The organism is Dactylosporangium aurantiacum (genome assembly GCF_000716715.1).
Classification (GTDB): domain Bacteria; phylum Actinomycetota; class Actinomycetes; order Mycobacteriales; family Micromonosporaceae; genus Dactylosporangium; species Dactylosporangium aurantiacum.
In genome coordinates, this window is sequence record NZ_JNYJ01000009.1 from 249,430 (window position 1) to 263,040 (window position 13,611).

The 13,611-nt window shown below is 72.5% G+C and carries 12 protein-coding genes; 5 read left to right on the forward strand and 7 right to left on the reverse strand.

From position 1 onward, the window contains the following. Window positions 1-54: 54 nt before the first annotated feature. Together OP18_RS13525 and OP18_RS13530 are read right to left on the reverse strand one after the other, a co-directional pair. Window positions 55-546, reverse strand: a complete 492-nt coding sequence (locus tag OP18_RS13525; protein WP_033359155.1) for an SRPBCC family protein — start codon at window positions 544-546, stop codon at window positions 55-57. Next, window positions 543-923 (reverse strand): ArsR/SmtB family transcription factor, encoded by a 381-nt coding sequence (locus OP18_RS13530; RefSeq protein WP_245635366.1) that lies wholly within the window; start codon window positions 921-923, stop codon window positions 543-545. Before OP18_RS13530 ends, OP18_RS13525 begins: the two co-directional genes overlap by 4 nt. A gap of 135 nt (window positions 924-1,058) precedes the next feature. On the opposite strand from OP18_RS13530, the gene OP18_RS13535 reads away from it, so the two are divergent. Next, entirely contained in the window at window positions 1,059-2,375 is a 1,317-nt protein-coding gene (locus OP18_RS13535; RefSeq protein WP_313900910.1) for a chitosanase, read from the forward strand. Window positions 2,376-2,387: 12 nt separating this feature from the next. Here OP18_RS13535 and OP18_RS13540 read toward each other — a convergent pair whose 3' ends face one another. From OP18_RS13540 to OP18_RS13555, 4 genes are all read right to left on the reverse strand, one after another. Then, on the reverse strand, window positions 2,388-4,616 hold the full coding sequence (locus OP18_RS13540) for a putative bifunctional diguanylate cyclase/phosphodiesterase (RefSeq protein ID WP_033359156.1): 2,229 nt from the start codon (window positions 4,614-4,616) through the stop codon (window positions 2,388-2,390). A gap of 367 nt (window positions 4,617-4,983) precedes the next feature. Continuing rightward, window positions 4,984-6,150, reverse strand: coding sequence for an alanine racemase (locus OP18_RS13545; protein WP_033359157.1), 1,167 nt, complete (start codon window positions 6,148-6,150; stop codon window positions 4,984-4,986). Further along, window positions 6,147-7,079, reverse strand: coding sequence for an ornithine cyclodeaminase family protein (locus tag OP18_RS13550; RefSeq protein ID WP_033359158.1), 933 nt, complete (start codon window positions 7,077-7,079; stop codon window positions 6,147-6,149). The genes OP18_RS13545 and OP18_RS13550 overlap by 4 nt, the downstream gene beginning before the upstream one ends. Then, window positions 7,063-7,725: a helix-turn-helix transcriptional regulator gene (locus OP18_RS13555; protein WP_033359159.1), complete on the reverse strand. Its 663-nt coding sequence runs from the start codon at window positions 7,723-7,725 to the stop codon at window positions 7,063-7,065. The genes OP18_RS13550 and OP18_RS13555 overlap by 17 nt, the downstream gene beginning before the upstream one ends. A gap of 107 nt (window positions 7,726-7,832) precedes the next feature. Here OP18_RS13555 and OP18_RS13560 point away from each other — a divergent pair, with 107 nt between their 5' ends. Continuing rightward, window positions 7,833-8,159 (forward strand): STAS domain-containing protein, encoded by a 327-nt coding sequence (locus OP18_RS13560; protein ID WP_052386663.1) that lies wholly within the window; start codon window positions 7,833-7,835, stop codon window positions 8,157-8,159. A 47-nt stretch (window positions 8,160-8,206) separates the two neighbouring features. On the opposite strand, the gene OP18_RS13565 is transcribed toward OP18_RS13560, so the two are convergent. Next, window positions 8,207-9,043, reverse strand: coding sequence for a peptidoglycan-binding protein (locus tag OP18_RS13565; protein WP_033359160.1), 837 nt, complete (start codon window positions 9,041-9,043; stop codon window positions 8,207-8,209). Between the two features lie 233 nt (window positions 9,044-9,276). On the opposite strand from OP18_RS13565, the gene OP18_RS13570 reads away from it, so the two are divergent. The 3 genes from OP18_RS13570 to OP18_RS13580 all read left to right on the forward strand — a co-directional run bounded on the left by OP18_RS13570 (window position 9,277) and on the right by OP18_RS13580 (window position 13,604). Further along, on the forward strand, window positions 9,277-11,199 hold the full coding sequence (locus tag OP18_RS13570) for an APC family permease (protein WP_033359272.1): 1,923 nt from the start codon (window positions 9,277-9,279) through the stop codon (window positions 11,197-11,199). Window positions 11,200-11,359: 160 nt separating this feature from the next. Next, window positions 11,360-12,889, forward strand: coding sequence for an RNA-splicing ligase RtcB (locus OP18_RS13575; protein ID WP_052386664.1), 1,530 nt, complete (start codon window positions 11,360-11,362; stop codon window positions 12,887-12,889). Between the two features lie 85 nt (window positions 12,890-12,974). Further along, complete coding sequence (locus tag OP18_RS13580; protein ID WP_033359161.1) at window positions 12,975-13,604, forward strand: pyridoxamine 5'-phosphate oxidase family protein; 630 nt, start codon at window positions 12,975-12,977, stop codon at window positions 13,602-13,604. The last annotated feature ends 7 nt before the right edge of the window (window positions 13,605-13,611 follow it).

Below are 13,611 nucleotides of genomic sequence, written 5' to 3' on the forward strand. Positions count from 1 at the left end.
AGCCGGCGCCTCGACAGCTGCCCTGGGCACGCCTCATGCGCCCGGGCGGCACCGTCATCCCTGCGGCGTCGTCAGTGCCGTGAAGTACGGGCGCATGGACGGGTCGTAGTCCTCGAACCGCGGCATGGGGCTGCCGTCGCGGGAGGCGACGAGGGCGTCGAGGTAGAACTCCCAGCCGGGGCCGTAGTCGGCGACGCCCTCCGGGCCGCTCAGCCGGTGCACCAGGCGCAGCTCGGTGCCGCCGGCCACCGGGGACAGCAGCAGCTCCAGGTGCGCCATCTCGCTGGTGAGCGCCAACCGGTGGGGCGCCTCGCACGCCTCGATCACCGCTTCCGACCAGGGCGCGCCCTCCTCCTGCACCATCTGGTACTCGATGGTGCCGCCGGGCCGGCCGTCACCCTTCCACGGGCCGAACCAGCGGGCGGTCCGCTCGGACTCGGTGACGCTGGCCCACACGTCCTCGATCGGCGCCCGGAACGTACGAAGGATGACCAGGTCGCCACCCGTCGCGTCGGGCGTCCAGCGTCCACTCGGTGTAGGCGTCATGCGCTGCGTTCCTCCTGCTCGATAGGTGCGGTCCGGCGGTCGCGGCGGGCCCGGTAGACCTCGGTCTCCAGGGCGTCCATCCGCTGCTGCCAGATCGGGGGTGTGGTGAACCGGGCGAGCCACCCGGACAGCTCGCCGAGCCCGGTGGCGTCCAGGTGGTAGCGGCGGTGCCGGCCGTCGAGGGTGTCGCGGACCAGGCCGCACTCGCGCAGCACCCGCAGGTGGCGGCTGACCGCGGGCCGGCTGATGCGGAACCGGTCACCGACCACCGCCGCGATGTCCCCGGCCGCCTGAGGACCGGCCCGCAGCAGCTCCAGGATCGCCCGGCGGGCCGGGTCGGCGATGGCCTCGGCCACCGCGTCCACGCCGTCCTCCACGCCCGGAAGCGTAACCTACAAGTTACACGTCCGCCAACGTAACGGCTCCTGAAGTCTTGCTTAGGCGCCTTGACATCGACGTATCCAAATCGCAGTATCTGACAGGTAACTTACCTATCTATCTCGGAGGCGCTCGTGAAGATTCCCGGCAGGCTGGTCGGCATCGGTGCCGCGGCACTGCTCGTCGGCGGCGTGACCGTCGCCGCCACCACCTACGGCGCGAACGCGGCCACGGAAAGCCTGCTCTCGCAGGGCCGGCCGGCGATGTCGTCGTCCGACGAGCTGTCCTCGCTCGGCCCGGGCAACGCCGTGGACGGCAACACCGGCACCCGCTGGGCCAGCGCCGAGGGCGTCGACCCGCAGTGGATCCGCGTCGACCTCGGCGGCACCAGGACCATCACGCACGTCAACCTCAACTGGGAGGCCGCGTACGCCCGGTCGTACCAGATCCAGACCTCGGCGGACGGCTCCGCCTGGACCACCATCTACAGCACGACCACCGGCAACGGCGCCACGGACGACCTCACCGGCCTCAACGGCACCGGACGCTACGTCCGGGTCCTGGGCACCGCCCGCGGCACGTCCTACGGCTACTCGCTGTGGGAGCTCAAGGTGTACGGCAGCACGCCCGGCACCACCCCGAGCGGCTCGCCGACCGCGTCGACGAGCCCGACGCCGTCGCGGACCCCCTCGACCAGCCCGTCGCCGTCCAGGACCCCGAGCAGCAGCCCCAGCGCCGGCAAGGACCTCACCGACCCGCGCAAGAAGGACATCGCCATGCAGCTGGTGTCCAGCGCGGAGAACTCGTCGCTGGACTGGAAGGCGCAGTACAAGTACATCGAGGACATCGGTGACGGCCGCGGCTACACCGCCGGCATCATCGGCTTCTGCTCCGGCACCGGCGACATGCTCGACCTCGTCGAGCTGTACACCCAGCGGGTCCCGGGCAACGTGCTGGCCAAGTACCTGCCGGCGCTGCGGCTCGTCGACGGCAGCGACTCGCACGCCGGGCTCGACCCGAACTTCACCCGCGACTGGAAGACCGCGGCCGCGGACACGGCGTTCCAGACCGCGCAGAACGACGAACGCGACCGGGTCTACTTCAACCCGTCCGTGCAGCAGGCGAAGGCCGACGGGCTGCGGGCGCTCGGCCAGTTCATCTACTACGACGCGATCGTCATGCACGGCCCCGGCAACGACGGGGTCAGCTTCGGCGGGATCCGCCGCGCGGCGATGGCGAAGGCCCGCACCCCCGCCCAGGGCGGCGACGAGTTCACCTACCTCAACGCCTTCCTCGACGCGCGGGTCGCGGCGATGAAGACCGAGGAGGCGCACAGCGACACCAGCCGGGTCGACACGGCCCAGCGGGTGTTCCTCAACAACCGCAACTTCGACCTCAACCCGCCGCTGAGCTGGAAGGTGTACGGCGACCCGTACAGCATCCCGGCGTAGGACCCGGCGCGGTCAGGAAGGCTTGGCGCCGCCGAGGATCGACGCGATCGTCTCGGCGGCGCCCGGCTTCGCGAACAGGTACCCCTGCCCGAACTCGCAGCCGAGGTCCTGCAGCGTCGACCACTGCTCCTGGGTCTCGATACCCTCCGCGACGGTCTGCAGCTGCAGGGCCCGGCCGAGCTGCACCACGGCCTCGGCGAGGGTCGCGTCGCCGTGCTCGGTGTCGATGCCGTCGACGAACGACCGGTCGATCTTCAGGATGTCGACCGGGAACCGCTTGAGGTACGACAGCGACGAGTACCCGGTGCCGAAGTCGTCGATGGCGAGGCGGACCCCCAGCTGCTTGAGCCGGCCGAGGGTCTCGATCGTCGAGTCGGTGTCCTGCATCAGCAGCGACTCGGTGATCTCCAGGACCACCTGGTGCGGGTTGACGCCGGTCTCGGCGAGGATCTGCCCGACCTCCTCGACCAGGCCCTCGTGCTGGAACTGCCGCGCCGACAGGTTCACGTTCATGCGGATCCGCTCGGTGTCGGGGTAGTCGGCGCACCACTGCGCCAGCTGCCGGCACGCCTGCCGCAGCACCCACCGGCCCAGCGGCACGATCAGCCCCGTCGACTCCGCCAGGGGGATGAACGCGTTCGGCCCGACCAGCCCGCGCAGCGGGTGCTCCCAGCGCACCAGCGCCTCCACGCCGATGAGCCGGCTGGTCGGCAGGTCCACGATCGGCTGGTAGTACACGACGAACTCCTCCGCGGCGAGGGCCCGCTCCAGCTCCGCGCGCTCGTCGGCCTCGCGCAGGATGTCGGCGTACATCGCCGGGTCGAACAGCGCGTACCGGTCCCGCCCGGCGGCCTTCGCCGCGTACATCGCCAGGTCCGCATTGCGCAGCAGCTCACCGGGGTCCGGGCCGTCGTCGCCGTCGCCGGCCTTCGCGGTCGCCACGCCGATGCTCGCCGTGCACACCACCTCGCGGTTGCCCAGGCGCAGCGGGCGGCGGATCGCGGCCAGCAGCCGGTCGCCGAGGTCCATCGCCTCGACCTCGGTGACGTCCTCCACCAGGATCGCGAACTCGTCGCCGCCGAGCCGGGCCAGGGTGTCCGCGGCCCGCAGCTGCTGGTGCAGCCGCAGCGCGGTGGTCGCGATGAGCTGGTCGCCGGCGGTGTGCCCGAGACTGTCGTTGACCAGCTTGAAGTCGTCGAGGTCGACCAGCAACAGGGTGATCCGCCCGCCGCCGCGGCGGTTGCGGGCGATCGCATGCTCGAGCCGGTCGCGGAACAGCGCCCGGTTCGGCATCCCCGTCAGCGAGTCCGCGAACGCCTGCCGGGTCAGCTCGTCCTCGAGCTCCTTGCGTTCGGTGATGTCCCTGATGCTGATGACGGCCGCCTGCAGCGACGGGTCGTCGAGCCGGTTGGTGCCGATCACGTCGGCGTGGATCCAGGTGCCGTCGGCGCGCCGGATGCGTGACTCGACCCGCGCCGAGAAGCCGGGCACGCCGTTGGCGACGCTCAACCACCACTCCATGACCGTGGGCAGGAAGTCCGGGTGGGTGATGTCCGTCAGCAGGTCGCCGGTGACGAACGCCTGCTCATACCCGAGCACCGTGCGCACCGACGGGCTGGAGTAGGTGACCCCGCTGGTGGGGTGCACGGCGATCACGGCGTCGGAGGACGTCTCCAGCAGCGCCTCGATGCGCCGTTCCGCGCTGAGCCGCGCGGTGTCCAGCCGGCGGCGGTTGCTGGCGGTCCGCGCGCAGAACCACATCACGCCGGCCATCAGCGCCAGCGTCAGCGCGGCGAGGGTGCCCGCCACCGGGCGGTCCCGGGTGAGGACCAGCGACACGTACCCGGCCAGCGACGCCAGGCCGATGCCGATGACGGCCCGCTCCGAGGCGAGCGCCGCCGTTGAGGCGAGGATCAGCGTCACCCCGGCGGGGTAGATGGCCAGGGCGGCGACGTCGTACGCGGTGAACGCCAGCAGCACCGCCAGGTTCGCCGCCCACCAGACGGTCAGCACCGGCTGCAGCCACGGCTCGAACACCAGCCGGCGCCACGGCAGCAGCGCCATCGCGCCCTGCGCCACCGCGATCACCCCGATGCCGGCGACCAGCAGCGGCCCGCCCTGCCAGTCCAGGTGCACCCGGACCGCGCCGATGACGATCACCCCGACGGCGATCCACGTGCCGAGCCTGATCTGGCGCGCACGGTAGTCGCCCTCGTGCTCTTCCAGCGCGTTCACCGACATGGTCCGTTGATCGGTGCGGCCGGTGGCGACCTGAGCCGATCGGCCCCGGGCACGGGTGCGGCTCGGGAGCGAACCGGGTGTTCCGCCGGCGCCGTCGCGCTCGATGACGTCTGACATATGTCACCGGCCGGCGGTGCGACGGTGCACCGCAACCGGTGCGCCACGGCACTACGGCGCGGCCCGCGGGCCACGAAGACTGTCCATATGAGACGCCTCCTCGTCCTGCTGGCGGCGGCGGTGACGGCACTGGCGCTGCCCGGCACCGCCGGCGGCCGCCGCCCGGTCGTGCTCTACTCGCCCGGTTTCGGCCTGGAACGCGCCGCGAGCACCGCCCTGGTCGAGAGGCTCGCCAGCCGCCGGCTGGGTGTCACCACCCGTTGTGCCGGGGCCAGATTCCGGCGATCCGAGGAGCGCCGTCGTCGCCTGCCGTACCGGCGACCACGGTGTACTGCGCGTGCTGGGCGGCGGTCGCGCAGGCGTGGTTGGGCAGGATGCGCAGGCGGGTGCCGATCGGCAGGTCCGGCAGCTTCGCGGTGCTGCCGGGCCGCAGCGACAGGGTGCCGTGCTCCTGGCTGGCGCCGGTCATGAGCAGGTCCGGGATGACCCGGCCGTTGAGATCGGTGACGAGGCCGTAGCCCTGGTCGACGCGCTGGGCGGCGGTGCCGCGGTCGCGGGAGGTGGCCATCCATCCGCCGTCGGTGAGCACCCAGCCCTTGTCGGGCCGGTGGCCGATGACGGTGACGACGACGGACAGGGCGAGGTCCTCGACGGTACAGACGCCGATGCCGGCCATGACCAGGTCGAAGAAGACGAAGTTGCCGGCGCGCACCTCCGTGACGCCGTCGAGGGCGGCGCCGTGGAGGACCGTGGCGGCGTGGGCGGTCGGGGTCGATCCGACGCTGACCACCGGGCAGGGTAGGCCGGCGGCGCGCAGCGCTTCGGCGGCCCGCACGACGGTGCGCCGTTCGTGATCGGCGTCCCGGCGCTGCTCGTCGGCGGTGGCGGAGAAGTAGGACTCACCGGCATGGTCGAGCACGCCGCGCAGTTCCGCGCCGCCGTCCCGGAGCGTGCGGCCGATCCCGATCAGCCCGGGGTCGGTGACGGCGAGGCCGCCGCGGTGCCCGTCGCAGTCGATCTCGATCAGGGCGGGGATCCTGATGCCGGCGGCGCGGGAGGCGGCCGCGACCGCCTCGGCCTGGACGGGGGAGTCGATCAGGACGGTCAGGTCGACGCCGCGACGCCGCAGCGCCACCACCCGGTCCAGCTTGTCGGGCGCGAGACCGACCGCGTAGAGGATGTCGGTGTACCCGGCGCCGGCGAAGTGTTCGGCTTCGGCGAGGGTGGAAACGGTGATCGGGCCGGGGGCGTCGCGGAACACGCGGGCGGCGACGTCGATCGACTTGGACGTCTTCACGTGCAGCCGCAGCGGCACGCCGAGCCGGGCGAGGTGGGTCCGCAACCGGGCGACGTTGCGGTCCAGGCGGTCCCGGTCGACGACGGCGAACGGGGTCTGCGGACGGGCCAGGGAGGTCATCGGCCGCCCGCAGTCGTCTGCGCGTCCCGGGCGAGCAGGGCGACGGCCAGGGCGAGGTCCTGCAACGCGAAGCCCGAGCTGTCGAAGACCGTGATCTCGTCGTCGCCGGTCCGGCCGGCCGAGGTGCCGTGCAGGACGTCGCCGAGGGGGGTGATCGCGGCGGTACGCGGTGCGTGCTGGAACTCGCCGATCGCCCGGGACTGGCCGGTGAGGTCGCAGAACAGCCGGCCGCGGCCGTAGAGGCCGGCCGGGAGCTCCTGCTTGCCCGCGGCGTCGGCGCCCATCGCCGAGATGTGGGTGCCGGGCCGGATCCACTCGGCGGCGAACAGCGGCTGCCGGGCGGTGGTCGCGGTCACCAGCACGTCGGCGGCGCGGCAGCCGTCCTCGATCCCGGCCACCTCGACGCTCGCGGTCGTCACCTGCCGCAACCGGCGCGCCATCGCGTCGGCGGCGTCCTGGCGTCGCCCGGCGATCAGGACGGTCCCGAACGGGCGCGTCCTCGACACGGCCCGGGCCTCGTGCAGCGCCTGGTGGCCGGTCCCGATCACCGTCAGCACCCGCGCGTCGGCCCGTGCCAGTGTCTGTACGGCCAGCGCGTCGGCCGCGGCCGTCCGGTACGCGTTGGCGGCGGCCGCCTCGACGACGGCGGCCACCCGGCCGGTGCCCTGATCCAGCACGACCACCACGGAGCCGTGGCGGGCCAGCCCGAGGGCGTCGTTGCCGGGCCAGTAGCTGCCGATCTTCACGCCGGCGGCGGTGGCCATCGCCCCGGACTTGACGGTGAACCGGTTCGCCGGGTCGATGCCGTGCCCCGCGACGACCGGGAACGTCGCACCGTCGCGGGCCGCCAGGAACGCCTCCCGCGCGGCGGCCAGCGCCAGTTCGTCGCTCACCAGCTCCGCTGACCGTCGCTCACTCAGCAGCCGCATCAGGCTTTCCTTCCTCCGCGATCGCGGCCAGGTCGTTGTAGAGCGCGGCCCGGGAGATGCCGAACTGTTTCGCGATCCGGCCCGGCGCTCCCCGGATCGCGAAAGCCCCGGCGGACTGCAGGCGCCGGATGACGGTCAACCGCTCCGAGCGGGTCAGCAGGTGCGCCGGCCGGCCCGTCTCCCGCTCACTGCCGGCGACCACCGACGCCAGCACCTGGTCGAGGTCGCCGGAGAAGACCGTGACCGGCAGCCGGTCACCGCCGGGGACCTGGCCGGACAGCTCCGCGAGCAGGTCGGCGGCCCGGGACAGGTCGCTCACGTCGACGTTCACGCACAACGCGCCGACCAGCGTGCCGTCGGCGTCGCGCAGCGGGAAGGTGGAGCACCGCAGGATGCGTCCGTCCTCCGCCCGGGTCAGGTAGTTCACCTCGTTGACCGCCGCGTCCCCGGCCGCGAGCACCCGCATGCCGATCTGACTCATCGCATCCCCGGGCCGGCGGCCGGTCACGTCGCCGCCGACGGCCACCACCGAATGCGCGGTGTCCGAGTAGTCGTGCAGCACCACCTCGCAGGTGCGCCCGAACGTCTGCGCCAGGCCCTGCACGACCGGGCGCAGCGCCGCGAAGATCGCCGCTGAACTGCTCACCCGGCCAACGTACTTGACACTTCGTGCAGCTGGCTAGGCAAAGTGTCAACAAACACTGGCTGTGTGGCCACTACGATCCCGATCGGGCTTGTGCGACGCTCGCGGGCGTGGCGCTCTCGTTCGAGGTGCGGCGCCGGGGCGCCGGGCAGGTCACGCTGATTCTGTGCGGGGAGCTCGACCAGGACACCGCCAGCTCCTTCCATCAGGCGCTGGCGGCGGCACTGACCGAGCTGCCCTGCGAGCTGTTGCTCGACCTGAGCATGGTCACCGCGATCGGTGCCGGTGGCATCGGCATGCTCCTGGCCGTGCGTCGAGCCGCCGATCTCCTGCGCTGCCGGGTGGCCCTGCGCGCGGCCAGCGCCGCCGTCCGCCGCAAGATGCGCGTCCTCGGGCTGGCCGACGACCTCACCCATCTCCCACCGCAACAGTGCTGAACAGCGACCGGCCCCGGCGGCGGGGGCGGCCGTTGTCCTCGTGACGGCTACCGCCGGTACTGCTCCCACCAGGTGAAGGCCACCCGGTAGGCCGACGGCGTGTCGTCGGCGGCGTGGTTGGCCAGCCCGTTCTTGCCGAAGTAGTAGTCGTGCACCTGGTTGGCCGCCGCCGTGGCCAGGTCGGTGTCGGAGACCGCGACGGCGTGGATGTGGTACGGCCAGTCACCCTGCGACGGGTTGCGCAGCCAGGCGGCGAACCCGACGGTCCGGAGCGCCTGGACGGTCTGCCACCGTTGCGTGGTGCTCAGGTTGGTGACCGAGATGTCCACCACGCCGCCCGCGTCGTGCGTACCGGCGGAGCTCGGGTTCGCCGACGTGTAGGACCCCTGGCTGAGGGTGATGCTCCAGGACAGCTTGGCGTCGGCGGCGGCGAGCATGTCACGGGTCCTGGCGTTGACCCGAACGCCCCCGTACGAACTGGTCCGCGACCCGATGCTGATCGGCCTGATGACCGTGTACCGGCCGCTGCCGAGCGCGGTCAGCGACGACGGGCCCGGATACCCGTTGGCGTCCAGGCCCGAGTATCCGAGTGAGCGCTGCCAGGCGGCGTACGCCGCGACGGTCGACGTGCCGTAGTGTCCGTCGACCGAGCCCGAGGCCAGAAATCCCTTCGCCGACAGCGCCCGCTCGACCTCCAGCACGCTCGCCGCCGCGCCAGGGGTCTGCCCGGTGCCGCTCTTCGGCGGGTCGACCTGCGCGGCGAGCATGACCTGCTCCATGTCGACGACCGGCAGCGCCGCGGCGGCCGGTCCGCCGAAGGGTATGGCCACCCCGAGCAGCGCGAACACCACCGCCCCACGGGACAGCGCAGCGGAAAGGTTCATGGCGGGCTCCGATCCAGGCATCGACGACGAAGGATGGAAATAAGCTACCTGCTCGTCGATTTGGATGGAAGAAACCTGCAAGGTGGCCGAGGAGTCATCCGCCGCCGGCTACTACGTGCGGGCCGGTCGGGTAGAGGCCCGGCGTGCACCACATGTCCGACGCGCTGCGAGGCGTTCACGGTGAACCCGCGGGACGGGCCGCCCCGGCCGACGCCGGCCGGTCCGAGCGGGTGATGGACAGGGTGCGCGCCTGGCTGCTGTCGGGGATCAACGACCGTTCGCTGCAGCACGCGGGGCCGGGCGCCAGGCCGGCCGCGGACCGCCGGCACCCGTGGTGGAAGGTGATGTGCCTGACGGGTGTGGACTACTTCTCCACGCTGGGGTACCAGCCCGGGATCGCCGCGCTCGCCGCCGGGCTGCTGTCGCCGGTGGCGACGGTGGTGCTGGTGCTGGTCACGCTGTTCGGCGCGCTGCCGGTGTACCGGCGGGTCGCTCAGGAGAGCCCGCACGGTGAAGGGTCCATCGCGATGCTGGTGCGGTTGCTGCCGTTCTGGCAGGGCAAGCTGTTCGTGCTGGTCCTGCTGGGCTTCGCGGCCACCGACTTCATCATCACGATGACGCTGTCCGCGGCGGACGCGACCGCGCACCTGGACGAGAACCCGTTCTGGCCGGCGGCGTTGCACGACCACGAGATCCCCGTGACCCTGGTGCTGCTGACGCTGCTCGGCGCGGTGTTCCTCATCGGGTTCACCGAAGCGGTCGGCATCGCGGTCGCGATCGTCGGGCTGTACCTGACGCTGAACGCGGTCGTCATCGTCGACGGCCTGTGGCTGCTCGTGACCCGCCCGGCGGCGGTGGGGGACTGGGCGGCGGCGTTGACGGCCCGGCACGGCGATCCGCTGCTCATCGTGGCGATCGCGCTGCTGGTGTTCCCGAAGCTGGCGCTGGGCCTGTCCGGGTTCGAGACCGGGGTGGCGGTGATGCCCCACGTCCGCGGCGACCCGGGCGACAGCGAGGAGGCCCCCGTCGGGCGGGTCCGCGACACCAGGAAGCTGCTGACCGTGGCGGCCCTGCTCATGAGCGCGTTCCTGCTGACCAGCAGCGTCGTCACCACGGTGCTGATCCCGCCGGCGGAGTTCAGGGCGGGTGGGAAGGCCGACGGCCGGGCGTTGGCGTACCTGGCGCACGAACACCTCGGGCCGGTCTTCGGCACCGTGTACGACCTGTCGACCATCGCCATCCTCTGGTTCGCCGGCGCGTCGGCGATGGCCGGCCTGCTGAACCTGGTGCCGCGGTACCTGCCCCGTTACGGTATGGCGCCCGACTGGGCCGGTGCGGTGCGGCCGCTGGTGCTGGTGTTCCTCGCCATCGCGGTCCTGATCACCCTGTACTTCCGCGCCGACGTCAACGCCCAGGGCGGCGCCTACGCGACCGGCGTGCTCGTCCTGATCACCTCGGCCGCGGTCGCCGCCGCGCTGTCGGCCCGCCGGCGCGGTGAGCACCGCAAGCTCACGACGTTCGCGGTCATCGCCACCGTCCTCACGTACACCACGATCGCCAACATCGTGGAGCGCCCGGACGGGGTGAGGATCGCCGCGTGCTTCATCGCCGCCATCGTGGCGGTGTCGGTGCTGTCCCGGATCAACCGGTCCTTCGAGCTGCGGGTGACCGACCTGCGCTTCGACGCGACCGCCGGCACCTTCATCCACGACTGCGCCCGGCGCACGATCCGGCTGATCGCCAAGGAGCCCGCGCACCGCACGGCCTTCGACTACCGGCAAAAGCTCCAGCAGATCCAGGCCGACAACGACATCCCCGACGCCGCCGACGTGATCTTCGTCGAGGTGTCCATCACCGACGCCTCCGACTTCGCGTCCGCCGTCGTCGTGCGGGGCGAGGTCATGCACGGCCGGTACCGCGTCCTCGCCCTGCAGAACCCGGCCGTCGCGGGGGCGATCGCGGCGCTGCTGCTCGGCATCCGGGACCGCACGGGCCGGCGCCCGCACATCTACTTCGAATGGACCGAAGGCAACCCGGCCGTCAACTTCCTCCGCTTCCTGATCTTCGGCCAGGGCGAGATCGCACCCGTCACCCGGGAGGTGCTGCGCCGGCAGGAGCCCGACCCCGACCACCGGCCGCACGTCCACGTCGGATAGGCGAGGTCGACGGTGGCCCCACCGCCGCGCGCGCCGCGTCGACGTCACCGTCAACGCCGATCGAGAGCCCGATGCCATCCATGCGCGGGGACGCCACGAACCGCGGGCCACCCGCAATTCGGTCGACGGAGGGCGGGGGCGTCCCTACGCTCGGCCCATCATGTCGACGACCAAGCGGCCCGATCCGCGCCTGATCCGTACCGACGACTCATGGCTCACCTTGCCGAACCCGCACGGCGTGCCCGTGGAGCTGTGCGCCGGACCCGACGTGCCGATCGAGTCCGCGGCCGTCGACGAGCTGCTCACCGTGCTGGAGACCGAGGCGACGCTGCGGACCCTCGCGGCCGCGACGCCCGGGCTGGAGGTCGAGCCGCGCATCGACCGCGTCGTGTGTACCCCCGACTTCCACAAGGGCGCCGGCATTCCGATCGGCACGGTGCTGCGGACCGTCGGGGCGCTCGTCCCGCAGGCGGTCGGCAACGACATCAACTGTGGCATGCGGGTCGAGGCCACGTCGCTCACCGTCGAGCAGGTGCGCCCGCACCTCGACCGGCTCGAGCAACACCTGCGGCACCTGTTCTTCGAGGGCGGGCGGCGCATCGGGCTCACCCCGGCGCACCGTGCGGGGCTGCTGCGCGAAGGACTGCCCGGGCTGCTCGGCGCGGGCGTGCCCGCCGGGGCGCGGGGCGCGTGGGCGCAGGTGAGCGCCGCCGACCTCGACGGGGCCGGCCTGCACGCCGCCGCGCACCCGGCCGCGTCGGCGGAAGGCTTCCGCGACTGGATCACCAGCGGCAGCGACACCGGCGGCGGCAGCGGCGGCACCAGCTACGACAGCATCATCGGCAGCGTCGGCGGCGGCAACCACTTCGCGGAGCTGCAGTACGTGTCGCGGGTGCACGACGGCGCGGCCGCCTACGCGTGGGGGCTCGCGCCGGGGCGGGTGGTGACGATGGTGCACACGGGGTCGCTGTCGCTGGGGCACCAGGCCAACGCGACCGGGCAGGACCAGGCGAAGGCGCTGTGGCCGAAGGGGGTGCCGGCGCCGCGCAACCGGATCCTGCCGATGCTGCTCGACGAGGCCGGCGCGGCCCGCCGGGAGAAGTACCTGACGGCGTTCGCGAACGCGGCGAACTTCGCCATCGGCAACCGGTTCTTCCTGGCGCTCATGATGCGGGCCGGGCTGGCCGCCGTGGCCGGTGACGTCGACGCCCGCCTGGTGTACGAGTCGCCGCACAACCTGCTGTGGCCCGCCGATGACGGCACCGTCGTGCACCGCAAGGGCGCCACGCCGGCCGGCGCGCCGGACGCGGCCGCGCCGTTCGGCGAGCCGGTGATCGTGCCGGGCTCGATGGGTGCGCCGAGCCACCTGCTGCGCGGCCTCGGCAACGCCCGCGCGCTGCACAGCGCCTGCCACGGCGCCGGGCGCAGCGTGCCGCGCGGGTCGGCGGCGCGCGGCAGCGACGCGGAGCTCGACGCGTTCCTGGAGGAGTTCCGGGTCGTCACCCCGCTGAACCACCGGGACCCGGCGGTCGCCGGGCGCCGCGACATCATCGAGGCGTGGCGGCGCGACCTCAAGCAGGAGGCGCCGTGGGCCTACAAGGAGGTCGGGGCGGTCGTGCAGAGCCTGGAGGGGGCCGGCGTGGCGATGCCGGTCGTCGAGCTTCGCCCGTTGCTGACCGTAAAGGGCTGATATCGTTACGTCGCACACCGGGTGCGACGCGCGGGTGTGCGGCAACGCGAAACTGTTTCCTCGGGTTCCGACGTTGGAGGCAGCGGTGGACACGACGGCCGGCACGGGTATTCCCGGCACCGCGGGCGAGCACCTGCTGCAGCAGCGCTTCGGCACGGTCGACCGGGCCGACCGGTTCTACCGGCAGCAGGTCCTGACCGAGCTCAACGCCGACATGACCGGGTTCGTCGCCCGGCAGGAGATGATGTTCGTCGCGACGGCGAGCGCGCTCGGCCACTGCGACTGCACGTTCCGGGCCGGGCCGCCGGGCTTCGTTCGGGTGCTGTCGGCGGGCCGGGTGGCGTGGCCGGAGTACCGCGGCAACGGCGTCATGGCGAGCCTCGGCAACATCCTGGAGAACCCGAACGTCGGCCTGATCTTCGTCGACTTCCTCCGCGACGTGATCGGCCTGCACGTCAACGGCCACGCCACGATCGTGCCCGACGCCGAGATGCGCCGGGCGTTCCCGGACCTGCCGGTGGAGCACGTCCCCGGCCGCCGGGCCGAGCGGTGGGTGAACGTGCACGTCGAGGAGGCGTACATCCACTGCGCCAAGCACATCCCGCGGCTGCGCAAGGTCACCGCCGAGGAGCGCGCCTGGGGCACCGACGACCTGCAGCGCAAGGGCGGCGACTTCTTCCACGTCGCCGCGGAACAGCAACTGCAGGGCCGCTGACCCGCCG